At 49.8% G+C, this 24,779-nt stretch carries 21 protein-coding genes; 14 read left to right on the top strand and 7 right to left on the bottom strand.

Annotated elements, in window-relative coordinates:
- Positions 1-450 precede the first annotated feature (450 nt).
- The 4 genes from KS4_RS16780 (at position 451) to KS4_RS16765 (ending at position 4,492) form a co-directional block, all read left to right on the top strand.
- Positions 451-1,263, top strand: a complete 813-nt coding sequence (locus tag KS4_RS16780; protein WP_145080942.1) for a prepilin-type N-terminal cleavage/methylation domain-containing protein — start codon at positions 451-453, stop codon at positions 1,261-1,263.
- On the top strand, positions 1,260-1,922 hold the full coding sequence (locus KS4_RS16775; protein WP_145080940.1) for a cysteine hydrolase family protein: 663 nt from the start codon (positions 1,260-1,262) through the stop codon (positions 1,920-1,922). The genes KS4_RS16780 and KS4_RS16775 overlap by 4 nt, the downstream gene beginning before the upstream one ends.
- Positions 1,919-3,280 carry an MFS transporter gene (locus KS4_RS16770; protein ID WP_145080937.1) on the top strand — a complete coding sequence of 454 codons (1,362 nt, stop codon included), beginning with the start codon at positions 1,919-1,921 and terminating at the stop codon, positions 3,278-3,280. Before KS4_RS16775 ends, KS4_RS16770 begins: the two co-directional genes overlap by 4 nt.
- Before the next feature lie 285 nt (positions 3,281-3,565).
- The gene (locus tag KS4_RS16765; protein ID WP_145080931.1) at positions 3,566-4,492 is read left to right on the top strand and encodes a hypothetical protein; all 927 of its coding nucleotides are present in this window, start codon (positions 3,566-3,568) and stop codon (positions 4,490-4,492) included.
- A gap of 199 nt (positions 4,493-4,691) precedes the next feature.
- Here KS4_RS16765 and KS4_RS16760 read toward each other — a convergent pair whose 3' ends face one another.
- Together KS4_RS16760 and typA are read right to left on the bottom strand one after the other, a co-directional pair.
- Positions 4,692-5,066: an STAS domain-containing protein gene (locus tag KS4_RS16760; protein WP_145080928.1), complete on the bottom strand. Its 375-nt coding sequence runs from the start codon at positions 5,064-5,066 to the stop codon at positions 4,692-4,694.
- A gap of 644 nt (positions 5,067-5,710) precedes the next feature.
- Positions 5,711-7,606 (bottom strand): translational GTPase TypA, encoded by a 1,896-nt coding sequence (typA, locus tag KS4_RS16755; protein WP_145080925.1) that lies wholly within the window; start codon positions 7,604-7,606, stop codon positions 5,711-5,713.
- 533 nt (positions 7,607-8,139) lie between these two features.
- On the opposite strand from typA, the gene KS4_RS16750 reads away from it, so the two are divergent.
- On the top strand, positions 8,140-8,823 hold the full coding sequence (locus tag KS4_RS16750) for a hypothetical protein (protein WP_145080922.1): 684 nt from the start codon (positions 8,140-8,142) through the stop codon (positions 8,821-8,823).
- 420 nt (positions 8,824-9,243) lie between these two features.
- Here the strand turns inward: KS4_RS16750 and KS4_RS18050 are convergent, their stop codons facing one another.
- Positions 9,244-9,366: a hypothetical protein gene (locus KS4_RS18050; protein WP_261341878.1), complete on the bottom strand. Its 123-nt coding sequence runs from the start codon at positions 9,364-9,366 to the stop codon at positions 9,244-9,246.
- Positions 9,367-9,513: 147 nt separating this feature from the next.
- Here KS4_RS18050 and KS4_RS16745 point away from each other — a divergent pair, with 147 nt between their 5' ends.
- The 7 genes from KS4_RS16745 to KS4_RS16715 all read left to right on the top strand — a co-directional run bounded on the left by KS4_RS16745 (position 9,514) and on the right by KS4_RS16715 (position 16,150).
- The gene (locus KS4_RS16745) at positions 9,514-10,161 is read left to right on the top strand and encodes a choice-of-anchor K domain-containing protein (RefSeq protein WP_145080919.1); all 648 of its coding nucleotides are present in this window, start codon (positions 9,514-9,516) and stop codon (positions 10,159-10,161) included.
- Between the two features lie 158 nt (positions 10,162-10,319).
- Positions 10,320-10,874, top strand: coding sequence for a hypothetical protein (locus KS4_RS16740; RefSeq protein ID WP_145080916.1), 555 nt, complete (start codon positions 10,320-10,322; stop codon positions 10,872-10,874).
- 274 nt (positions 10,875-11,148) lie between these two features.
- Complete coding sequence (locus KS4_RS16735) at positions 11,149-11,622, top strand: choice-of-anchor K domain-containing protein (protein WP_145080913.1); 474 nt, start codon at positions 11,149-11,151, stop codon at positions 11,620-11,622.
- A gap of 73 nt (positions 11,623-11,695) precedes the next feature.
- Positions 11,696-12,439, top strand: coding sequence for a choice-of-anchor K domain-containing protein (locus KS4_RS16730; RefSeq protein ID WP_145080910.1), 744 nt, complete (start codon positions 11,696-11,698; stop codon positions 12,437-12,439).
- 349 nt (positions 12,440-12,788) lie between these two features.
- Positions 12,789-13,475 carry a choice-of-anchor K domain-containing protein gene (locus tag KS4_RS16725; protein WP_145080907.1) on the top strand — a complete coding sequence of 229 codons (687 nt, stop codon included), beginning with the start codon at positions 12,789-12,791 and terminating at the stop codon, positions 13,473-13,475.
- A gap of 581 nt (positions 13,476-14,056) precedes the next feature.
- Positions 14,057-14,308, top strand: coding sequence for a hypothetical protein (locus KS4_RS16720; protein ID WP_145080905.1), 252 nt, complete (start codon positions 14,057-14,059; stop codon positions 14,306-14,308).
- 804 nt (positions 14,309-15,112) lie between these two features.
- Positions 15,113-16,150 carry a MerR family transcriptional regulator gene (locus KS4_RS16715; protein WP_145080902.1) on the top strand — a complete coding sequence of 346 codons (1,038 nt, stop codon included), beginning with the start codon at positions 15,113-15,115 and terminating at the stop codon, positions 16,148-16,150.
- A 97-nt stretch (positions 16,151-16,247) separates the two neighbouring features.
- Here the strand turns inward: KS4_RS16715 and KS4_RS16710 are convergent, their stop codons facing one another.
- Both KS4_RS16710 and KS4_RS16705 read right to left on the bottom strand, forming a co-directional pair.
- Positions 16,248-16,655 (bottom strand): VOC family protein, encoded by a 408-nt coding sequence (locus KS4_RS16710; RefSeq protein WP_145080899.1) that lies wholly within the window; start codon positions 16,653-16,655, stop codon positions 16,248-16,250.
- Between the two features lie 206 nt (positions 16,656-16,861).
- On the bottom strand, positions 16,862-17,650 hold the full coding sequence (locus KS4_RS16705) for a ThuA domain-containing protein (RefSeq protein ID WP_145080896.1): 789 nt from the start codon (positions 17,648-17,650) through the stop codon (positions 16,862-16,864).
- A 1,055-nt stretch (positions 17,651-18,705) separates the two neighbouring features.
- Here KS4_RS16705 and KS4_RS16700 point away from each other — a divergent pair.
- Positions 18,706-20,673: an NfeD family protein gene (locus KS4_RS16700; RefSeq protein ID WP_145080893.1), complete on the top strand. Its 1,968-nt coding sequence runs from the start codon at positions 18,706-18,708 to the stop codon at positions 20,671-20,673.
- Positions 20,674-21,054: 381 nt separating this feature from the next.
- Complete coding sequence (locus KS4_RS16695) at positions 21,055-22,560, top strand: hypothetical protein (RefSeq protein WP_145080890.1); 1,506 nt, start codon at positions 21,055-21,057, stop codon at positions 22,558-22,560.
- A 346-nt stretch (positions 22,561-22,906) separates the two neighbouring features.
- Here the strand turns inward: KS4_RS16695 and KS4_RS16690 are convergent, their stop codons facing one another.
- Both KS4_RS16690 and KS4_RS16685 read right to left on the bottom strand, forming a co-directional pair.
- Positions 22,907-23,956 (bottom strand): bifunctional transcriptional activator/DNA repair enzyme AdaA, encoded by a 1,050-nt coding sequence (locus tag KS4_RS16690; RefSeq protein WP_145080886.1) that lies wholly within the window; start codon positions 23,954-23,956, stop codon positions 22,907-22,909.
- An 8-nt stretch (positions 23,957-23,964) separates the two neighbouring features.
- On the bottom strand, positions 23,965-24,708 hold the full coding sequence (locus KS4_RS16685) for an SDR family oxidoreductase (RefSeq protein ID WP_145080883.1): 744 nt from the start codon (positions 24,706-24,708) through the stop codon (positions 23,965-23,967).
- Positions 24,709-24,779: the final 71 nt, after the last annotated feature.

Raw genomic sequence — 24,779 nt, 5'->3', positions numbered from 1 at the left:
TTTGCGTTAATACCTTCAGCGTTGACCAGTAGGTCGTTATGTGAAAAACGCTTTTTAGGTGCACCGTATGCTGTGGCGAGTACGGCGATGGAGAGGTACTGGGTTTGAAAGTGTTTGTTGAGTCTAACTGATAATTAGGCGAGTCATTATGAAACGATTGGCCAATGGCTCCGTCTGTCTATTAGGTGAGAGGGGAGTTTATGCGCGCAGTGGGGTGAGGGGGATAAGGATCAGGGTGTGCATAAATAGAAATCACTCGCAATATAAACATGGGATTATTATATTGAGAGTGAGTTTCAAGTACTGCTGTTCAATATGACAAGTATTGATATCGAGCCTGCCTGTTGTTAATGGGAGAGGTAGGTTGTTGGTTTGGTGATGTTGAGTTCGGGAATGAATATGCACGTGTATATTCGGTGATCGTTGAGGATATTTTCTGGGAGTCAGGTTATGACAATGAAGGCAGAGGATCAGGCAGAGCATGGTATTTGCCGATTAGGTTTTACGTTAATAGAACTTTTAGTTGTGATCTCGATTATTGCGCTGCTGATTGGGATTTTGTTGCCGGCGCTGAGTGCGGCGAGGCAGACGGCGAAGGGGATACAATGTGCGTCGAACTTACGACAGTATCTGGTGGTGTGGAATGTGTATGCGGTAGATCACGATGGGCAGGTTTTGCCGGGGCGTGATTACAGTGCGGCGAGTACGACGAGTGCTTATAAGATGTGGTGTGGGACGTGGTATCGGAATACAGATGATTTCAAGCCTGAGGAGGGTTTTTTGTATGGGACGATGCCGAACAGTGATATTCGGGCGTGTCCTGCATGGGAGGATAACTGGGAGGAGAAATTTGGGGCACTTGGGATTGGGTACAACCTTGTAGCGGGTGAGCCTGAGGATATGTTGCGTGTTCCTGAGCGGTCGAGAGTGGTGATGATTAAAAGGCCTACGGAGTTGGTGCTGTTTGGTGATGCGGGTCGGTTTGTCAAGAATACAACCGAGGATGAGATTGAGGCAACGGCATGGGTGAATAGTCCATCGGAAGGGTATCCGTCATTTCATGGTCGGCATCAAGGGGCTGGGAATATCGCGTTTGCCGATGGGCATGTTGCGAAGCAGACGCCTTATATTGATGAGGTATGGTCATATAACCACAGTATTCAATATGAGATGTTAAAAGAGCATTCGATTGGTGATATTGATCTTGATGAGGATCAGACGACCAATGAGCAGTTCCATCCGTATGACGAGGATTTGCCATGAGTATTGACGGGTTGAGTGAACGGTTGGGGGGGAGTGGGTATGCGGTGTTTGATGTTGATACGCGGCGGCTGGTTGAGCGTGAGGGGGGCGAGTTGGCTTTGGAACTGATGGGTAAAGCGAAGGTGATTGAGAGAGGGTTGGGGCGGGTATTGGATTGGGCGGAGAAGGTGGGTGCTGCGGAGTTGGTGACGACGTGTTTGACGACGATGCAAGCGTGTGAGGATGGGGAGGTTATACAAGAAGGTGGGGATTTATGTCACATGCCGATGGGGGTAAGCGCGGAACGGGTTGATGAATGGGTTGGTGGGAGGCGATTTGTGGTGGGTAGGCCGTGCGAGGGTTGCCGGGATGAGAAGATTTCGAAGCGGTATTTTGATGCGTTTGCACACCATCAGGGTTTGGCTCGATTGATCGAGCGGATTGATGCGAAGTGTTGGGTGGTGATGGGTGCGTCGTTTGATATTTGTTTGCGGGTGACGGCTGAGGGTTTGGTGAGATTGGGGCAGGAGGTTGTGGTGTTGGAGGATGTGACGTTGCCGTCGCCGCGGAGTACGGAGGAATCGATGCGGGAGACGAAAGAGAAGTTGCGTGAGATGGGTGTGAGGTGGATGGGAGTGGATGCGTTTTTTGAGGAAATGCAGATGGGAGCGGTGAAGTGATTGGATCGGTTACGCGTGCGTTTGATTTCCGATTGAAGGGGCTGGGGCTTAGTAGGGAAGTGGTGGGGCGGTATCGATGGCAAATGGGATGGGCGGTCGCGATGGCGGTGACGGATGGGATTATGGCGAATGCGCCGGTGATGGCGCTGAAGTCGATGGCGGCTGAGCCTTGGAAATTGGGAGTGAATTTGGCGCTGTCGAGTGTGGGGATGTTTGCGAGCTTGTGGATTGGTTGGTTGATGGCGAGGCGGCGAAAGAAGCCGTTTGTTGTGGTGCCGGGGCTGATCTATGCAGTGTGTGTGGGGATGATGACGTTGACGGATCAGTCGTTGGTGTTTTTGTCGCTATTGGGTGTGGCGATGGTGTTTGAATTGATGACGCGGCCGGCGGTGACGGCGATTGTACGTGAGTGCTATCCGGCGGAAGTGCGTAGTACGTTGATGGGGCGGATCAGGGCGGTGACGTCGGTGGTGTTTGTAGGGAGTGTGTTTGGCAGTGCGTGGGTTTTGGATGTGGTGACGAAAAATGGGGGTGATGTGTTGGGTGCGATTGATGTGTTGTTGTGGGTGGGTGTTGGGATGGTGGTGTTGAGTTTGTTGATGTTTTGGAAGATTGGTGTGCCGCGGGATGGGCGAGGTGAGCGTGAAGTGGTGCGCGATGAAGGTGAGGGGGTGACGCCGTGGCGGACGATTGGTCGAGATAAACGGTTGCACCGCTATTTGCTGGGATGCATGATGTTTGGATTTGGCGGTTTGTTGTATGTGTCGTGGGTGCCGAAGGTGCTGACGGGGCATTTGGGGATGGGGTATTTGATGGCGGCGATGTTTTTGCATGTGTTGCCGGCGTGTGTGCAGTGTGTAGTGGTGGCGCCGATGGGCGCGTGGTTAGATAAGGTGAATGTATGGAAGGGTTGGTCGTGTATTCGGTTGTTGTGGGGAATGGATGCGGTGTTGCTGGGAGTGGCGATATTGTTGCCGGGTGATGGTGGCGTTGCATTGGGGTTGGTGGTGATGGCGCGGATGCTGCGTGGGAGTGCGATGGGCGGGTCGTATGTGCTGTGGTGGCAGACGGGGATTCATCAGTTTGCGTCGCCTGGGGCGGATACGAGCCGATATATGTCGTTGCAGACGGCGATGAATGGTGTGTTGCGGCTGGTCGCGCCGCTGGTGGGGATGCTGATGGTTGCGCATGGGTCGCTGCGATGGGCATTGGCGGGTGGTGCGGGGGTGATTATGTTGTCGGTGGTGCATGCGATGTATGAGGCGAGAAGAGAGGGGATTCGGCCGGAGTTGGCGAATACCGCAAGTTATGAGAAATCGTTCGAGGAGAAGGCGGAAGCCGTTCGGACGGCGGGGTAAGCGAGTGCTAAGGGGAAACAGGGGGTGGTGAAATATGGGGCGAGGATGGGGGGGATCTGTTACACTTGAATGGATGCAGAGCACGGATTTTGACGATTTTAGTGTGTAATCAGATGAGGTGTATCGCGCTGGCCGAAAGGTCGTTACATGCAGATTATATGTGAGCGATGATTTTCAGCTCGGGTCAGCAGGTGATTGGCGTGTGACTTCAAGTGAATACGTTCTGGAAGTGTGCTGTGTATGTTTGAGATCTTAGATGAAGTGTGACTGAATGGATGGATCCAGATGAGAAGATGCTTTGCATTGATGATGATTGTAGGTGTGGTGGCGGGGATGTTTGGGTGTAGCGGTGCGCAGGTGCTTGAACAGAAGTCGGCGAATCCTTTTGAGATTGATGCGAAGGAATATAAACGGGTTTATGAAGCGGCGCGGTTGGTGCTGGAAGAAGATCTGTTCCAGTTGGATGAACAGAATTATCGTTATGGGATTATCTCGACGAAGCCGCAAGCTTCGCCGACGTTGCTTGAGCCGTGGTATACAGGGGTGAACTCGACATGGGAGCAGGTTGGGGCTTCGTCATTGGATGCGGTACAGCGTGTGGTGACGGTGCGGGTGACGACGGGCAAGTTGTTGAGGTTTGAATTGGCGAAGCAGCCACGGTATCAGCCGAACCGACGAGAAGATCTTTTCCCGGAAGCGAATGATGCGGTGTATGAATTGGATTTCCAGCCGGGGCCTGTGCCGGTTGAGGAGTTTAAGCTGCCCGAAGATATCACTCCGGATGAGGTTGATGGGCAGATGAACTCGGATGCATCTAAGGGTGGTGTTTATGCTCTTGGCTTGCAGGTTGAAAAGGGGCAGGGTGGTGTGCGACGTGGGCCAAACGGGAGTTTGATGGCTCCTGAGCGGTTTGCTTCGCCAAAAACGATCAGGCAGATTGCGAATCCGAAGTTGTCTGTACCGCAGTCTATTTTGGATTTAAAAGATGACGTTTATTATTTGTATGTGAAAGTTGATTTGCAACGGCAGGTCAACACATTGCGGTACTTGAATGGTCGGTTAGTGGATGATGTGTTCGCGATGTTGAATGAGGTGCCGATAGAGTTGAGACGCCGCGGAATTCCGGCGAATTACTGGGAGACATTTGGCCAAGATGAATTTCTTGAGCAGAAACTGCTACGGCAAATTATCGAAGCTTCGTTTGAGCAATAAATTGTTGGACAACTTGATATCAAAAAAGACCCGCATGATGTGGGTCTTTTTCGTTTAGAGGGTTTTGCGTGATTATCTGTGCGGTGATCGGTGAGTCATTTCGTAATAATCGTGAATAACATCGTCTTGCTGCCGATTACTCTGATCGAGTAAGTGGCATGTCATGATGCAAGTGGCTCTCAATGTCTGTGATTTTGCCTTAATGTTTGAATGCGTTGACTGCTTCGTGGTCGTTGCCATATAGGTGGAGGAGTTTGTCGAGGTTGGTGACGGCGAAGACTTCTTTTACTTGCTCGTCGGGGACGAGTATGTGGAGCTGGCCGCCGATTGAGAGAAAGCGTTTGCGGATGGTGACGAGCATGCCAAGTCCGCCCGATGGAAGGAAGTGGACGCCGGTGAGATCAACGAGCATACGGATGGAATTATCGTGATCGACGAGTTGCATGGTCACTTCATAGAGTTCGCGCACGGCTGTGCCATCGACCTTGCCTTCTCGGAAAGCGATTCGGTAGAAGCGAGATTCGTCCGTGACGTCCAGCCGCGATAATTGTGGTAGTACAAGTTTGTCTCCCATGCGAATGCTCCGTGAAAGATACTGTGCAGAGTAAGCGTAACGTGCGTGTGCAGAGTGGCCGAGGTTGGGGCGGCCGATTGTAGCGGAAAGCGTGATTGTGTGGTGAGGAGCCTATTTGAGTGATTTGGCCTGTGGGCGAGTTGTGCTTAATACTCCCAGCTACAAACTATTATTTCCATCTAAATGCCTGAGTACCACTATCACGATGGCAAATCAGTACGAAAACAAGGTCTAATTGGGGGGTGCAATCTGTACATTCCCTTCATGTCATACACACTGAACACGATCTGAGACGTTAGGGTGAATAGGGGGGGTGATAAGCGATTGGTGTGTGAGGTTGGAAAGCGGACGCGACATGTGAGCAGATACGGCGGCGCATTCTCGGCAGAATGAGGTTGGATGAGCGTACTAGCGTGCGTTTGAGTGAGTATGAGCTATGGCTTTGAGGCCACAAAAAAACCCCTTGGCCAATGGCCAAGGAGTCGGGTGGGGGTGGTTGATCTGTTTTAGGCTGAGTGACCCATCAGCTAGGGGTAACCATCGTTACAAGCTCGATTATAACATAAACCGAATTGCGATGACAACCTTATTTCGCAGGCCTGTCACAGCGATGTGAAAAGCGGAATAAGGGTGTGTGAAGCCGGTTATTTGGAGGCTTTGCCTTTGCGAGCTTCACGGCGCCTAATTGATTCGCTCAACAGGTACTTACGCATGCGTACGTGCTCTGGTGTGACCTCGACAAGCTCATCTTCCTCGATGTATTCCATCGAGGCTTCAAGGCTGAGAATACGGGCGGGTTTCACCTTTGTTTCATCGTCAGAGCCTGCGGCGCGGACGTTTGAATGCTTCTTATTGATGACAAGGTTAACGGTGATGTCGTTGTCCTTGCAGTGCTCGCCGACGATTTGGCCTTCGTAGATTTTATCGCCGGGCTGAACGAAGAAGTTGCCACGATCAAAGAGGCGGTCGAGCGAATAGGGTGTGACCTGGCCGGTGTCGGTAGCGACCATGACGCCAAGCGGGCGTTTGGGGACTTCGCCGCGGAGAGGCTCGTACTTGAGCAGTGTGTGGTGCATGATTGCACGGCCTTGCGTGGCGGTTAGCATACGGGTTCGTAAGCCAATCAAGCCGCGAGCAGGGATGGTAAATTCGATATGAATGTAATCGCCCGCACCCGGTTTCGGGTCCATCTTAATGATTTCAGCTCGGCGATTGGCGACCAGACTCATCACGTCTGATTGGCACTCGCTGGGGCAATCGACGACGAGCTGCTCGATCGGCTCGTGCACTTTGTCATTGATCTTCTTATAGATCACGCGGGGCTTACCAACTGAAAGCTCATAACCTTCACGGCGCATCGTTTCAACGAGGACACCCAAGTGCATGAGGCCGCGGCCCGATACTTGGAACTGCTCTGGTGAATCGCCCGGCTCAACACGCAAGGCAACATTTGATTGCAATTCACGCTGCAAGCGATCCCAGACCTGACGCGAGGTTACAAACTTGCCGTCCTGCCCCGCGAACGGCGAATCGTTCACACGGAAGGTCATCGTGAGCGTCGGCTCATCGATCATGACCGCATCAAGGGCGAGTGGGTTTTCTGCACAGGCAATGGTGTCGCCGATGTCGATGCCATCGAGGCCGGTAACCGCACAGATATCGCCAGCAATTGCGTTTTCAACGTCAGTTCGTGTGAGGCCTTCGAACTGCTGAACCTGTAAAACACGTTGGTTTTTATGTTCGCTGTCAACACGTTTCACCACGGTAACAGGTGTGCCTGACTTGATCGTGCCCGCTTCAACACGCCCAACCGCGATACGGCCAACGTATTCTGAATAGATGATCGTGGTCACCATCATCTGTAATGGCTCGTCTTCGATTCCCTCCATGGCGCTCACAGCAGGTGGACGAACCTCATGGATGATCGTTTCGAACAGTTCGCGGACATCACGTGGATGATCTTCGCCGAGACGATCGCCATTGGTCGTCGCCCAGCCATCCTTTGCCGAGGCAAACACGACCGGGAAGTCGAGACAATCATCCGGAGCTTCAAGATCGCTGAGCAGGTCAAAGACTTCGTTGATCACGTCATCGGGGCGAGCGTTGGGTTTGTCGATTTTATTAATGACGACAACCGGCTTGAGGCCGTGGCTTAAGGCCTTTTCGAGCACAAAACGCGTCTGAGGCATCGGGCCCTCGAAGGAATCGACGACGAGCAGACAGCCATCTGCCATTTTTAGGACACGTTCGACCTCGCCGCCAAAGTCGGCGTGGCCCGGCGTGTCGATCAGGTTGATTTTGTACTCATTCCCATCAGATCCGTCATATCGAACCGAGCAGTTTTTGGAGGTAATGGTGATGCCACGTTCTCGCTCAAGATCGCCTGTATCCATGATGAGGTTGTGCTGACCGCCTGCCAGTTTGTCCAGATCTTCGGTACGGAACATGCCCGATTGGTAGAGCATCTGGTCTGTGAGGGTGGTTTTTCCGTGGTCGACGTGAGCGATGACCGCGATATTTCTGAGATAAAGCTGTTTCATGGATGATCTTGTCTGTAGGGTTTAGTGGGCTGTGGGGCAGGTCGTGCCACAGGCATAATGGCCCACATGTGAGTGAGGAAGAGGGATTATAGCTGTTTGGTGATCAATGCAGAAATCAGGGTGAAGATTAGACTTTGGTGAGGATGCAAGAGGTTATTGGACGGGGTTGCCAAAATGCCTACAGCTCGAATACCCTAGTCGCTATATTCGTTATCAGCTAGCCTGCCTGACCGGTGCGATTAGAAATCGCAGCGTATAGATTGCAAATTGTCGCAGCCATCTTGTGGTCAATTGGGTACGTATATGCCATTCTTAGATTGGATCTATTGCCAAACTGGGGGCGGATATGGCGGGAGATGTAGCAATAGTCTAATTCAGGGAAACAGAGACGACATCATAAATTGGCGGCGTTGTGCTGCTGCGTAAATCTTGGAGAGGTTTGCGAACGCTATCTGCTTGCCGTGATGACGATCAATGGATCGTGCAAGCTGCTGGGATACCGGTCTAACTGTTCAATAGGGAGAGATAGATATATGAGCGTAAGGCGTACATTCACTTTATTGACTGCGTCGTGTTTGATCTGCATAACACAAGCCAATGCAGCCTTTTACTCTGGCTGGGCTAAAGCAGGTATTGAACTGCCATCAAGCGGTCAGCCTTGGAATGCAGAGGGGTATGTCACAAACCACACCAGTGTGGGGAAGATTCTCTATACCGGTGATAGCTGGTCATCAACAGCACCCCATGTTATTCGCAACAATGCGGAATACTTCTCTTACTCAGAAATAAGTCGATTAACCAGCAGCCCCTTTAAGGGTATGGAATATTACACTTTCGCAGGGCCAACCGTCTATAACGGTACCGCGCATAAGTACATCGACTTTACACTTCAAATGCCTGGCTCAAGTCAAAAATTTAGTTTTGGCCTCAAACTCAATGATTACAACAACTCAATCAAGCTGAGTGTCATTGATAGCATTGCGGATCCCGTGATCAAAATCGGTAACAACGAATATCAAATGCAGATGCTTGGCTTCTCTAAAGATAATGGCAACACAATCAGTTCATCAACCTGTACATCGAACAACCGTACAAACTCTGGGGATATTTACTTTCAAATGAAAAAGGTGGTGCCAACACCCCCCATTCCAACCCCAGCGACTGCTTCGATTACGCTCGGCCTTATGGGATTGGCTGCTCTCAAGCGTCGCCGATGATCATTGTTTGTGTCAATGTGCTACAGATTGTTATTACATGAAAGTCACATATAGAATCGTTGAAGCCACAGCATTGCTGTGGTTTTTTTAATGATTGTTTTAATAGACAAAGTCTTATTAATTACAAAATCGAGAATAATTGTCACAAATGCCGCAATACAAAATTGGGATCAAGCAATATTTTTTAAGTGTAATGTTGAAATGAGTAGGGCATATCCCCTAATATTGGCGTACCACATAAGTGATCGACAGCATTCCCACTTCCTGATCCCGAGTATCAGTTAAACAGTGAGAGAATCAAAATAATAACAAATAAAAAGCTTGTAATGATTGATTAAACAGTGATTACAGCCAAGAGCCGGCGAGATGCCATCTTCATCTGCGGCTCATAATAACGAAACCCCACTCAGGCACTTCTGGCTACGGATTGAGTTTAACCCCACCTTGAAGGTGGGGGTCGGATAACAACACCCCCGCATCAATCTCCTGTCGAGGTTGATTTTCAAGATCTGGCTTAACCGTCAGATCTTGAATTGCTCGCACGTGAATCCATTCGGTGAGCGTGCTGAGCGCAAGTATCGGTAACTAAACAAATCAAGGGTTAGCCCAAAGATGCAAAACGCACCTGTTGCTATAAATCAATCACGCTGCGACTGGATTCTTCTTTCGCTGGTTCCACTGATCACTTTTGTGTTCATCAGCGCAATGCCATGCTCAAAGCTGATTGCTGCAACCGTGCCCGTGACACGTTCTGGCTACACAAACTCTTATTTTAATGTGCCCGATGAACAACCTGAAAACGCAATATGGAGCGAAGCGCCCCATACAGGTGTCGGTGAAATACTCTATACAGGTAGGCCTAACAACTGGTACAGCCCTCCTACAGTCGTCCGTATTAATGGCTCATACATCCGACCAGGAACCGAGCTTACCGATCCATTCAAAGCCGCTAAATTCTACTTTTACGCAGGTAATATTGAAGATGGTTCCATGATCGAATCATTCGAAACCGCTATCACAATTCCTGGCATTGCAGAAACATTTACTTTTGATTTTCAATTGCAGGATAACAGTGATGGTACACAAGCAGTGCTTATCGCTGATGATATCGCAGAGCAAATCGTCAGTATTGATGGTATCGAATATCAGCTGCAAATGCTTGGGTTTAAAACCAATGGCCCCGACATCTACTCACTTTCGCTCATCACAAACAACAACCGTGTGATGACAAGCAACCTTCATTTTCAACTCATCCCCGCAACAGTACCACTCCCCGCAACTGGAAGCATGGCTATCTCAGCATTAGCTCTACTCTTTCTTAAGCGGCGAAGATCCTGATCAACGCGTTATCTTTGTTTTCCTGTGTAGTCAACGAACGCTAACACGAGACAAGACGTCATTGATCCTTTTCAACGACGTCTTTTTTTACCATGAAAAAGCTATTCACTAAACAATTTGTGTTCTTCATTCCCGTAGCTTTTTTGATGAGCCTCTTTATGCTTACAGTGCTTGGATTTACAAGCAATACAACATGTCGCGGGCTTGCGGAAATCAACATCATCACATCACCGTCAAACCGATTTGAGCAGGTCAATTGGCAAACAAACAACAGTAATCAATTTTTTATCGATTCTCATAAGCGCATTACAAGTCATGCAACTATTGTGCAAACGTCATCATCGCTTCAATCTGTAAAACTGACTCCAAAAACTGCAGTTCAACTCGGATCTCTATCCATCCGCTGTAACCAATCATCGCGAGATGACCAATTCAGTCAGCTAAGCGTAAAAATAAACCTTTACTTTGATCGTCCTGATAAAATTTACCTCAACGAATCAATTCCACTTAAAGATCTTCTCAATTCACTTGCTTCCAATCGCCCTCATCAGTTCACCCAGACCATGACGGTTAATAACGTGACTTATCAAGTTTTTATATTGCCCAGCCATGCGATCACTTCTCGCAATGCTATCTCATTAATGAAACATCAATTCCCACAATCACAGGCATGGTTTGATCTTCCGCTCAATATCGCCTTTAAACCTGTTTGACCCGTTTGTGACAAACAGTCAAGACCGATTCGTAAACAATGATCCTGGGGCTAAATTGAATCATATTTCTTCAAATTTCAACAGATTTAATCGTTTGGACGATGGAAATGCCTCCGCATTCACCCTAGTATTCCCCCAAGAAAAACCAGTAAAAACCCGTGCAGTGTCAGAGGCGCAACCCATCACAAACCAAGCACGTGATGCGGTCAGACACTCTTTAAACTGGCGACTAAAACCATCAACACCCATAACCGCCTCTCATGACCACTGCAACATGAAATTTCCAACCATGACCACACTGACTGCAGACATGAGTTCTTTAAATACCAAAGCGTCAGTATTCGAGATCGGTCGTATCAGCCATTACCACAACCCCGCTGATCGTGAAGCCATCGACCTGACCGTGACGCTCCAGTTCGACCACCCCAATCTAGACAGGCGCGTCTTTACTTTTGCGCTCGAGTCAAAGAATAACCATCACGGTAGAGATACCATTTACATCACACACAACGATGTGTCTCGGTGTTCCTTTCAACTCGAAACTCACACCTATGCCGTTCGCCTTCTCGGCTTCGGCAATGACCCACTCAACCTCACACGTTCAACGCAAATGCATAAAGCCACACACAACACTGAAAAACTCTTTGCCGAGTTCATCGACATTACCAACCCCAAAGACGTGACCTCAGCTCCCCTCGCCGAACCTTTCACGATTCTCGGCCTCATCGCAGTTCAACGCCCACATTAATCCCAAACGCTCAAACCGCGACATCTCACATAACAACTCGTCTGTCACACATTGTCATTCAGGAGTACAAACAATGGCATTCGCACGCATTCATAAAAAAAGATTTTTTGCTTTTATTGCCACACTCATTATCGGTGTGCCAATATTTATAACATCAAACGCATCCGCAGCAATGTTCACCGGACGAGTGTCCACCAACACAATCAGCATCAATGACGATCTGAATCCCGATGCAACCTATAAAGAAGAATACAACAATCGTCTCATACGCCTCGGCCAAAATCCGTCGCCCGGATACACCATCGAAGATACGCTCCAAACACTTGCTGGTTATAACCCAATCGAAACTGATGCATCAGAAGCGTTTAGTGTGGGTGGCATCACGCACTGGAACGGAAAAACCGTTGCTGATACCGCGCCAGATTCCATCGCGTACAATGTGAATCTCAATTTCTCTGGCGATAATGCTTCTCTTGGCCCGCAAACCTTCACATTCAACCTCGACTTCAATGCTGGCGCTGAAGGTGAGTCCGATGTTTATAGCATCCCAGACACCGCGATCTCTGATCAAACTTTCACATACAATGGCGTAACCTACGCGCTTCAACTCCTTGGCTTTGGTAACAATCCAAACGCGATCAACGCCGACTTTATCACCGGCGGTCTCTACTCAAATAGTAACTCAAATATCTTGGCTCAATTCGTCGAGATCCCCGCAACGGTTCCAACACCAGCCGCCGGCACACTTGCCCTTGCTTCCTTAGCCGCACTTGCACTGAAGCGAAATAGAAACACACGCACAAAACGCACAACTTAGAATGCAAAATCTACAATCAGCCGCGCAATCGGCAGCTGAATTCTTAATCACGCATTCATTCATCTGGATGCAATGATCAATCAGACAATGACTCCGCGTTCTACGGCCACTGACCTTTCAGTGGCTGTTTCTGTTGGTATGCACCTTCTTTTCGAATCAGTACCAACGAATGTTATTGGCAAAGCCTAATAGATAGTTAGCCCATCACAAATATTGCCCGCAGAATCGATATATCCCATACAGCCATAGGCTTCTTACAGGTATAACCCCAATTCTATTTCGATATCCCCTCGACATTTCTTAGCGTTCAAATGAATGACATGATCGAATTTGAATCCAGGAATATATCATGAAACCAACAGTCATATTGGCCTGCACGACAGCACTATGCGCAGCCTTCCCACTAGCTGCCTCAACGATTACAGGCACAGTCAAAGAAACCACGATCGACATCAAAGCCGATGATAACCCCAATGCCTATTACTCACGCTTCGGTAGCAACCACGGCTTACGTCTTGGTGTGAACTCATATCCGCTTTATAGAATCGAGGATACGTTCCAGGCGCAATACGGCTACGACCCTTTCAATGTTGATCCCGGCGAAGCATTTGAACTGGCATCCTTTAATCATTGGAACGGTACCAATACCGATGGCACCACCCCGTCCGTTATACAAATGAGCCTGTTTTTCGATTTTCTTTCACCTGAGAAAGAATCGAAAGAACTCACTTTCGATCTCAATTTCCAGAATGGGTCTGGCAAAACAAGCGACACGTTTTCACTTCCCGAAAAATCATTCGCAAACGAAACGTTCACCATCAATGATCAAACCTACACAGTCGAACTTTTGGGTTTGAAAGAGGCAAACAAACCGATCACAAAGACAATCGTCACTGGCACGACCTCATCCAATACCAACTTCTCACTGCTAGGCCGCTTCATTGTGATCCCCGAGCCGGGCACAATTGTGCTGGCTGCAACAGGTCTTATCGCGATAGTTGTCTCCAGGCGAGATCGTAAACCCAAGAAGTCATAGTTTCTATAAGCCGTGCCGAAATGAATAAATAATGTAGTAGACGCGTCGTAATTCACTTTGCGACGCGTCTGTTTTATTGCGTTTGGTAAGCGAATATAAAATAGACGAAAGGCACAAAAGTACCGTAAATTAAACTGTAAATACAAATAAAATTACGTGATATTGCTAGAAATCGTAGGGTCGCACACCTAATATTCCATGTGAATCAAAGGGAAACGCAACGTAAGCGTAACCATCACAACACTGAAAACAGATACACAGAACCCACAAAGCACACGCTCCTCCCGAACTCAACAGGTTGAGATTGCCCTAGCTCGCAAGTGGTTGAACCTTGTGACGAATAGCGACAACGCAGTCACAAAATCCACGAAGTCATGGCCTCGAATTTTGGCGTCTCCTTGTTTGTTTGGTGTTGGTGTCACAGGCAGTAGAACAGACTAGCACCAAATCCCTCCTAACCAGCATTGCTTTCTTGGCGATGCTGGTTTTTCGTTACCAACAGGACGCATCTCACCACCCTCCGTCAGCTTTGCTTCTTGTTCAGATGTATCGCATTCAAAAAAGTCAGAAGGGGCATTGCCATGACTTTTTCAAACCGTGAGCATGATGATTCGGGTGACACGTTCGATACGACCACACCCATCACACCGCGCAACAACATTTGGCTTGATCACGCGCTTCACCCCGAAAATAAACAAATCCAAACACAAACCTACGCCCAAGAGCAGGAAAAACTCGCTCAGGAAATCCATCACCTTGAAGACATCCTTCTCGAAGTAAGACGAGTTTCCCAGCATTCCAGCAAGCCTATCAACAATAAACTTGTGGTTTAGTTGGATATATTAAAATGCGAGAAACGATTCTCAGTTAAATTCTTGTCTCGATTCTTCTCATGACATCGTTCTCACAATTTACATTGGGGATAACTCGTTTTAACGTAAAAATTACAATCTGAGGTTCTTTCGTCTAGTTGAACATTAGACATACCATACGATGACAAACTGGTTAACCGGTTTATGCTTATATCACCCCCAAACGCAAGTATTTAAGACACAAGCAAATATTGGCTATCTCAAGAAAACAATCTGCATCCCAGCTCCCATGTTCAATTTCCCACAGTTCCACGACTTGCCTGTATGTTGAATCAAAAGAAAATATTTCCTTTTTCCGACTCATGGAGTTGATTTTATTTTCAGATACACTATCATGTTACCTGTCTTGAGGGATAACCCCTAAGGCGTTATATGCGACTCCGTTACCAATTAAGTAACCTCAGCAGTCGCCACCAAATTTGATCCCCCCCCTCGAGTCCTCGGCTTCGGCTGAGGGCTCGTTTTTTTTATTCCCTCTCCCCCTCTCCTCTTACCTAAACCGCACAACACGATCATTTCCTTATCTATCACAGAAACTTTATTTGGTTTACCCTCTCCACCTTTCAGCGATCCCCTCATCCAGACGAAAAAACTCCTGACAACGTAAACAGTCATGCGCGGCTACCTGTTACTTCTCATCGTTCTTATCCACGCACCTCGCCTGCATGACACTAAGTTCGCCCAACGTGCCTCGCTTTCGTTTCTCTCTGACACGTTTGGCCTTGTTTCAGCTCACCCAGTTATTCTTGGAAGATGAGGGGTCCGATGCTCAGCAAATGGTTATCAGTCGAAGAAGCAGCAACCGCACTCGGCGTCAGCGCCACTACCGTACGCAGACGTATCTCTGCGAATGCCGTCGAATGGCAACAAAACGAAGGACGCCGCGAAGTTAAAGTCTACTTCGAACAAGGCACCGAAGATCAGCCCGGCATGGGACTCGTCCTCGAACGCAATGGCGCACCAATCGAGCAGCACGACACGCCGCGCATGAAAGCTGCTCATAAACAACCACAAGATTTACAAGAGCCCATCGAATTAGAACCCGCTCGCCCAAACGCGCAAGTGCTAGGCGGCCAAAATTACTCTCCACTCCCATCCGACGAAGTTGGCACGCCCGATGAGGATGAAGATTGGAACGAGATATCAGAAAATCAAACCGAAGCCGAGCGTTGGCCTATGGGTAAGCCCGGCTTCCTCAAACCTTCTCACCTGCTCAATGATCAGGAAGAAAAGGATGATCTCTCACCCGAAGCCCAAGCCCGCCGCTTCCAGAAACTTGCCGGCGCCAGCGTGCTTCTAGCTCAAAGACAAGCCGACGAAGCGAACGAAAAGATCGCCATCCTTCACAATCACACCTACCGCATGCGTCAGATGTGCTACCTCGCGTGGTCTGCCGCAGCCGTGATTGCACTCGCCTCCATTGGCACCGTAGCATTCACCAGCTCATCCGCACCGGCCGCTGCCGTCGCGGCCCCAGCTTCCACAACCGCTGTGCCAACAGAAATGCAGACAGACTACTCTGAATTCGCCGAAGCCGCGATGGAAGACACCAGTTTTCTCGATAATCAAAATCACGAGTTCGCCGGCATGCCGATACAGGAAATTACCGCACAAACCACCCTTGAAGAACTCACGCAAATCGAGCAGAAAAGTCAGCAACCCAATAAGCTCCAGAACGAAAATGATTCGCTCCGCAAGCAGCTTAAATCCATGAAGTCACAGCTTCAGAAAATGGAACAAAAAAGTGATCGTGCTCGCCGCGCTCTTCAAGACGCGCTCAATGAAGAAGCGATGCTGCACTAATCAGCAATAGCACAACGACACAAAATAGAATTGTAGGAAGTGGAAGAACTGCCGCGCCCATGAAAATGGACGCGGTTTGTTTTTGTTTTCGATATCACTACGTCCAATCGACGCTGCATACGCCGCCTGTTAACTGCATCGCCTTCGCCGTATATTCATGAAACTCTATCGCATTGCCATCCGGATCTTTCACCCACATCTGCCACGCGTGATCCGCCCCAAACGATTTCTCGCCCACCTCAATGCCTGCTTCAGCTAAACTCGTCCGCACCGCTTCCATATCATCCACTTCAATCGCCATATGTCTAATATTTCCCTCCCCAGCCACTTCCCCTTGAAACACCTCAATAAATGTGCGTTCCCCCAATTCAATATAAAACCCAAATTCTTCCCCATCTTTTTCAAACGTAAATTTCTTCTTCAGCCCAAGCACCCCGCAGTAAAACCATTCCGTCTTCGCCAAATCTTTTGAGTGAATACACAAATGTGCTAACTGTCTAATCATCGATTACCTCACACGCGTCAAAATGAATATGCTCAAACACACAATTGCTCACAATACCTCAATTAATCGTAAACGACCTTATGGTCAACAAGTGGGTATTTACGCAAAGCGCTCTCAAACTAACCGCATTCTTCATATTTATAAAGAAAAACAGCTGCGAATCAATCAGATCCGCAGCTGTTTCATCGTTTAACTAAGCATTTTCTTTAGTGTTCGTGCAACGACTGATCCACTTCGTGATCGCCCTTGATCTCTTCCAAAGGCTCTGCAATGCACGGTGCATCAAACACACGCACAGGAGCACTCGATCGAGGCGCGACATACTTTACGCTGTTTGCCAACACGCGGCGTACATCCTTGTTGTAGTAAATCGGGAACGTCTCATGTCCCGGCCGGAAGTAAACGACCTTACCCTTACCACGCGTCCATGTGCAGCATGACCTGAAGATTTCGCCACCCTCAAACCAAGAGATAAACACCGTCTCTTCAGGCGTCGGAATATCAAAATACTCACCATACATCTCAGTTTCAGGCAATTCGAAGAATTCACCCTCCAAACCATCCGCAATCGGATGACCGCCATCCACGCACCACAATCGCTCTTTCTCCGCCGCTTCACGCCAACGAAGTGAGCAACTCGTACCCATCAATTTCTTGAAGATCTTCGCATAATGCCCCGAGTGCAGCACCACTAAGCCCATACCCTCTAACACACGCTTATGCACCTTCTCGACAATCGCGTCATCCACTTGGTCGTGAGCACAATGTCCCCACCACGTCATCACATCCGTCTCAGCCAGCACCTCGTCTGTCAGGCCATGCTCCGCCTCTTCTAGTAAAGCTGTTCTCACAACAACATCTTCACCCAAATATTCTTCAATCGCAGCCTTCATCTCCGCATGCATCCCATCCGGATAAATCTCAGCCACGGTCTTGTTCGTTTTTTCATGCACATGCTCATGCCACACCGTCACACGAATCGGCTTCTTGCTCATCGTATTTACTCCAAATCCCAATCTTGTTGATTGTTACATATTAATATTCAAACCACTTGTCCGCTGCCGCATTTCATATCAGCTCAGTTTTTAACTGTACTTGAACAAAACACTTAAACATGACGTAAAACACGGCATCTTAATGACATTCAATCACGCTTCAACCCTACTTTCTCACCTTTTTCCATATTTTTTACTTTTTTTATAGCACACGTGAAATAGAACGACCTTTGTTCCGTCCTATTTCATGAAAGCACACAATCCACTGCATCACCTAATGCGTTTCTACAGTGCGACTTGCGTGATACTTTCCTTGCCGCGAGAGCCGCAGGCCACGAGTGACCACTCCAAATCCTGCCAACCCGCAACAGTAAGTGTCCCCCTGCCGCACATCAGATCACCACGGGCTTCTGGGCAAACATGAGACGCAAACCTTACCCCCTCTCATGCTTTCAAACGCATCGGTGCCTCGCACCAATGCCTGACAATTTAGAGCGTTGCGTTTGTTGTGTGAGCAAGGGATGGCTCCGGTCATCCCTGCCCACCTCCTTAATGAACTTCACCCCAACCACCACCAACCCTTTCCGCCTCGCTTTGTACCAAATCTCCGGGATTTGGTACAAGATCCCTTCCGCGGGATTTTGAGGCAGAGACTTAGCAGTGGGCAAGCCTTTCCGGGGTGTCCGGGGCCTCCGGGGTTCCGGGGGTTGGGTGGATTAAGTTACAGGGCGGTGGGCATGCTCAACACGCAATTTTCATACCGCTCTAAATTCAGCCGCGTCTTTCGGGTCAGATGATAGATAAGACAGCAAACGTGTTTCTTTTTCGTTTGCTGTCTTTTCTATTGCGCCCATTCACTCAGCTTAGTAATTTCTCGAATACGCTTCCTCCAAGCCCATGACCGTCGGTCATGGGGTCAGAAGCCGATGCATCATATACGCCGTTTACCTCTCACAGCGTAAAGCATCCGATCCAAAGCCCAAATTCGCACACATAAACGACCAGATCCTTAAATATGATGATGCAGCCCGTTTATCCCGATCTATAATGGGTCTATGAAAAAGCAAGCATGCTACAGCGGATTGTTCTACATCATCACCTTGCTCTTGATCACGCTTCTTCTTTTCCCTTCTATTCAAGCGCAGCAATCCTCTAGTACCCCTCCGCAATCACCACCCCAAACATCCAACGAGTCTGCCGATAACGCTAAGCAAACCGATAAAAATCAGCCGCTCATCTTCGACTGGACCAACGGACCATCCTCCCCTGCCTCCTCCTCAGAAACGAACGCGTCAGCTGATCTTTCAGACAAACCTAGCACCGATGCCGATCCAGAAATCGATGGCAGCAACAACCCCAACTTCGGGTCCGCCATCAGCAGCTCGCCAACCAACTTCACACCGAATAATCCATCACTCGCCGCCACCAAACCCTCCGGCTCAACCATCGCCGTTATCCCCGTTGAAACCGAAATCTACAGCTTCGTCAAAACCTCGATGGAACGACGTGTCCAAAGAGCCGTTGACTCAGGCGCCTCGCTCATCGTCTTCGAATTCAACACCTTTGGTGGCGAACTCCCCGCCGCACTCGAAATCGCCAAATTCATCAAAGACCCCGTCAAAGTCCCCGTAGAAACCATCGCATGGGTCAACAACAAAGCCTACTCCGCAGGCATCCTCCTTGCCTCGGCCTGCGATGAAATCGTCATGTCACCCGCCTCAACCATCGGCGACAGCGCGCCAATCCAACCCGGCGCCGAACTCTCGCCCACCGAACGCGCAAAAGCGCTTTCGCCCCTCCTCGAAGAGTTCCGCGACAATGCCCGCGAAGCAGGTCTGGACTATGCCCCATTCCACGCCATGTGCGTTCTTGGCGTTGAGGTCTTTTACATCCAAAACCCCAAAACCGGCGAGCGGCATCTCGTCAATCAAGCTGACTACGCATGGATGGTGAATGGCGATGACTTCGATACCACCTTATATAAAGACGATCCGTACGCCGTCGGCGCTGTGACTTACGAAATCGCACCCATCAATCAACCGCAACTCAAAGGCACATGGGAGCCGGTTTCCGTTCTCCCCAGTGGCGCCATGCTCCCCAACGGCCTCGTCCATCCCGGCAACACACTCTTCACACTCAATCAAACCCGCGCGCAAGACATTGGCATATCAAAAGCAACCATTGCAACGAATCAAGAGCTAGAACAGTACTATTCAGCGCATAGTCTCATTGTTATTCCGCAGACATGGAGTGAAGGCGCTGCCGCATTTTTGACCAACCCGCTCATCCGTGGTTTTCTTGTCATCGCGCTGCTTGTTGGCGCATACATGGAATTTCAAACCCCCGGCATCGGTATTGCCGGTGCGGTCGCAGTACTGGCGCTGATCATTCTGCTCGGCGCTCCGCTCATCGCAGGTTTTGCCGACGTGTGGCACATCGTCATGTTCTTCATTGGATTTGTATTACTCGTTATCGAGATTGCATTTACGCCAACCTTTGGCCTGCTCGGAATTCTTGGAATTCTGATGATGTTCGCGGGTTTGGTTTTGTCGGTTGTACCGAGTGGTGGTGGGCCGTCGTTTGGGCCTGTGCCGCTTCCGCCGTCATATCAGTGGGGGCGTGTGATGGGTTCGACGTTGAGTATTTTGGGTGGGACGTTTGTGAGCGTTGTTTGTATGTACTTTATTACCAGATATTTCGGGAAGATTCCATTTTTGAATCGTTTGGTGTTGGAGGATGATATGTTGTTGGTTGACGGGAGTGAGGTTGGGATGGGTTTGGGCCGAGATGAGGAAGCGAAAAGATGGTCGGATGTTTCTGGCGCGGAAGTATTGGGCGAGGGAGAGATATCAGAAGGTGCTGTGGGCACAGCAGATACGGATTTGCGGCCTGCGGGTACGGCGGACTTTGATGGGGCGAAAGTGGATGTGGTAACGCGCGGTGAATGGATCGAAATCGGGATTGAGGTGCGCGTTGTCGAGGTGAGCGGGAACATTATTGTGGTTGAAGAAGTGCGCAGCTGAGTTGGCGATGAACTGGGAAATAGTTGACGTGATTAGGTGGTTATGAGTAGTAAATTGATGGGTTTTGTGCGCACGTGTGTTTGAATTTGTGCGCGCGTTCTGTTTGGTCAGTCGACGAAAATAATTGATAAGTTACTGGTACTGCTGATCTCGCGCGATGAGTCAGGGAAAGCGATCGAAAAAAGTGTTTGGTTAGAAACGGTTCAAGAATCAAAAATTCGGCGCGTTTCGAGACGGTTTTGGAGAGAAAAGAACGGAAAAAATGAAGTGTGTGCAGGATGCGCGCACAAGATGAAAGCGTGTGAGAGGTGTTGTCGTGTGAGCATTTTGTTATGTGTTTGAGATGATTATTTTGGTCTTGTGATTGGTAGAATGATGGGCATGAACGAGAAACTGCGCAAATGGGTTTGGAAGATCAATGAGCTTTCGATGAGGGCGAAGGTTGTGGTGGTGTGTGTGTTGTTGGTGATGGGGGCGTTATGGGTGAGTGCGATGATGCGGCCGGGCGAGCCGGAATTGCGGATGGCGACTGGGTATGAACAGGCGATGGCAGGACGGGTGATGGAACTGTTGGAGAAGGATAAGGATGGCGCGTTTATCGCACGGGTCGATGTCGGTGCTGAGGGGAATGAGGGTGGTAGTGGGAACGGGATGGGGGGAGATGGGGGATGGGTGTATGGGGTGGATGTTGGGATGCTGTTGCAGTATGCGGCGGTGGCGGAGAATGAGGCAATGTATTTGGCGCTTCGAAAGATGGTGGTTGAGCATCTGATTGTGAGTGGTGATGCGGTGGAGGGTTTTGGTGAGGGTAGAGAGATGGATTTTGTAGCGTGGCGGTACCCGACTAAGCGCACAATAGAAATTAACGAAAAGCGGTGGGAACGATGGGGAAGGTTGAATGCGTCGGTTGAGCCGATTGATGCGACGGGGACGACAGAGGCGTTACGGGTGGCGGAGGGGCTTTGGATGGGCGGGTTTGTGTTTAAACGGCAGGAGGATAAAAATTTGGCGGTACGTGTGCTGCGGGGATATGCGGCACATGCATATGTGGATCAGGGTGTGTGGATGATTCGGAACTATATTAATTTGCAGACAGGGGCTGGGGCGACGAACTCTTACACGATTGATTACGATCCGGATTTTGTTTGGACGGTGGCGAATGCGGTGAGTGATGAGATGTTGTTGGATGTGGCGAGGCGGTCGCGAGGATTGATGTTGGATGCACGAAGTGAGGGGGGGCTGATTCACTCGCTGGTGCAGCCGGAGATTGTGACGTTGATGGACCCGCTGCCGGGGCCGATTTTTTCACCGGGGGGTGTTGAGCAGATTAATAATGTGGTGAGTGTTGCGGAGCGGTGCGGGTTGACGGTTCGGGAAGTGGCGAAGGGGGTGCTGGATTTTTGCATGGGGGATCTGAAGAGCTTACGGAAGTATTATGATGCGAAGACGGGTAAGCGGGTTGGTAAGCGTGGCGTGGGACGTCCGGGAATAGGAACGTATGCGCCGCTGCTAAGATTAGCAATGCGGCTGGATGAACGGGGCGCGTATAAACGGATCTTGCCGCGACTGCTTTGGGAGGTACGGGGGATTGTTCGAAAATTGGAAGTGCGGGGTGTGCGCGCGATTGAGGGAGGAGATGATGGCGTGTCTATCTATGAGATAGGTGAAGCGTTGTTGTCGTTACGGCTTGGGGCGATTTATTATGCGGTGGGTGATTCACGGGTGATGTTGCCGGGGTATGTGGGCAGGGTGGAGCGAATGGAAGATGAGGTGGAAAAGATTGAGGGGCAAGGGAAAAAGGATAATGGTGAGGAAAAGAAAGTTAAAGAGGATAAGGAAGAAGAGCAGGAAATGATCCTGCCCGAGAAAGTGAGCGAGGCGGATTGATTGAGGAGAGGATCTGGAGTGATGCGTATGAGTTGCATGCACGTATGAAGCGGGGTGAGTGGTTGGCCTGGTTGCGGTGAGAAGATTATTTTGTTGTGTCTTTTTGTGTTTCTGCTGGATAAGCATTATTTGGGGACTGGCTTTTCAAATTATTGGTCTTGTTTCGTTTAGCGCGCAAAAGCGATGTGATATTTACTAGATTGAATGGGGGTATGTAATGCATGTGTGGCGAATTGTATTTGGGGTCATTGTTCTGCATAGCTAAATTCAATTCATTTTTAGAATGGGCGCAGGGATAGCTGAGTGCTTGTGTTGACATGCTGTTTGTCTGCGCGTGATTTAGTTCTTATTCAACGGATTTTGATTCGAGGTTGAGGAGTTGCTGTTTGCGGGGGATGCCGCCGGCGTAGCCGCCGAGGTTGCCGTCTTTGTTGATGATGCGGTGGCAAGGAATGATGATGGCGAGTTGGTTGGTGCCGTTGGCGCGGGCGACGGCGCGGGCTGCGGTAGGTCTATTCAGTTGATAGGCAAGTTGTGAGTAAGACCAGGTTGAGCCGTAGGGGATGGTGCGGAGTGTGTCCCAGACTTGTTGCTGGAAGGGGGAGCCGAGGTAGATGGTGGGGGTTTTGAAGGTTTTGAGTTTGCCTTGGAAGTACTGGGTGAGTTCTTTTGCGATAGATTTAGTGATGGCGGTTTGGTTGGGGATGATGACGGCGTTGCGTTTAAGGCGGAGGCGTTCGACTTCACGTTCGAGGCCGCGACGGTCGACGAATTCGAGGAGGTGGAGGTGGGAGTCGTCAGCAATGGCAATCATTGGGCCTAGCGGCGTATCAATCCAATCAGCGCTTAGATGAGTTTGCTGTTTGTTTTTTGAGGGTGGCGTGCCCATGATGCGTGAGAAGGCGTCGCGGAAACCTGAGGCGGATTCGTAGCCGGCGGCGAGCTGGGACTGGATAATGGGTTTACCGGTGCGGATGTTTGAGAGTGCGAGGCCCATACGGCGGGCGCGTGCGTATGCGACAAAGGTCATGCCAAAACGTTTTTTAAAGTGGCGGCGGACAGTTGAGGGGTCGGCGCCGAGTGCGTGGAAATCACGATCTTTCCAGCGTTTTTCGGGTTCGGCTTCGACGGCGTCGATGAGTTTTTTGATGAGCGAGGAGGTTTGTGAGGGGAGTGAGAGAGGGTGGCAGCGTTTGCAGGGGCGGTAGCCTGCGAGGAGCGCGTCTTGCGGCGTTTTGAAGTACTCACAGTTTTCGGGATTGGGTTTGCGCGCGGGGCAGGTGGGGCGGCAGAAGATGTTGGTGGTCTTGATGCCTGCGAAGAAGATGCCTTCGTAGTTGGGGTCTTTGTTGACGAGGGCGGTATAGAGTTCGGATTGTTTGGATTTTGGGAACATGGCGTTGATTACTGATGGTTCGCAGGCGAGGTGGTCATGTCGAGGACGGCTTGTTCGAGATCAAGGTAGTTTTGTTGCCATTGATTGAACATGTGCTGACTGGTGGGGTCTGGGAAGATGTCGGGTTGGTCAGCGATCAATGCGCTCAGTATAGCATTGGCGGCATCGGTGGGACTGGTTTTTTGCATATCGATGTTTTGGGTCATATCGGTATCGATTGGGCCGGGATTGACGGTGTGGACGGCGATGTCGGTGTTGGCGAGCTGGATGCGGATGCCTTGGGTGAGTGAGAAGAGTGCGGCTTTTGAGGCGGCGTATCCGCCGAGAAATGGGAAGTTGACGAAGGCGGCGATGGAGACGATGTTGATGATGGCGGCGGGCGTGTTTTGTTGGAGGATGGGGGTGAAGGCACGCATCATGTTGAGGGTGCTGAAGAGGTTGGTATTGAAATCGCGATGGATGAGGTCGAGGTTATTGGTGGTGAGCGGGTTTTCATAGGCGGCGATGCCTGCGTTGTTGATGAGGATGTTGGTGTCGGGTGCGGTTTGTGCGGCGGCTTGGATGTGGTCTGGATTGGTGATGTCGAGCTGGAGTTTGTGAACTTTGGGATGGGTGATGTTGTCGAGGGTGTTGAGGTTGCGGGCGCAGGCGTAGATTTTGTTGACGTTGCGTTTTAGAAGCTGATTGAGGAGGGCGCGGCCGAGCCCGCGGTTTGAGCCGGTGATGAGGATGGTTTTGTTCGTAAATTGCATGTTGTATCTCCTTGGGTTGCGTTTCTGTGGATATGTTATGGGGGGTGGTCGGGATGGGTCGCCGAAAAACG

The organism is Poriferisphaera corsica (assembly GCF_007747445.1).
Taxonomy (GTDB): domain Bacteria; phylum Planctomycetota; class Phycisphaerae; order Phycisphaerales; family Phycisphaeraceae; genus Poriferisphaera; species Poriferisphaera corsica.
Note: the sequence above shows the minus strand (reverse complement) of the source record. Positions and strands in the feature narration are given on the sequence as shown.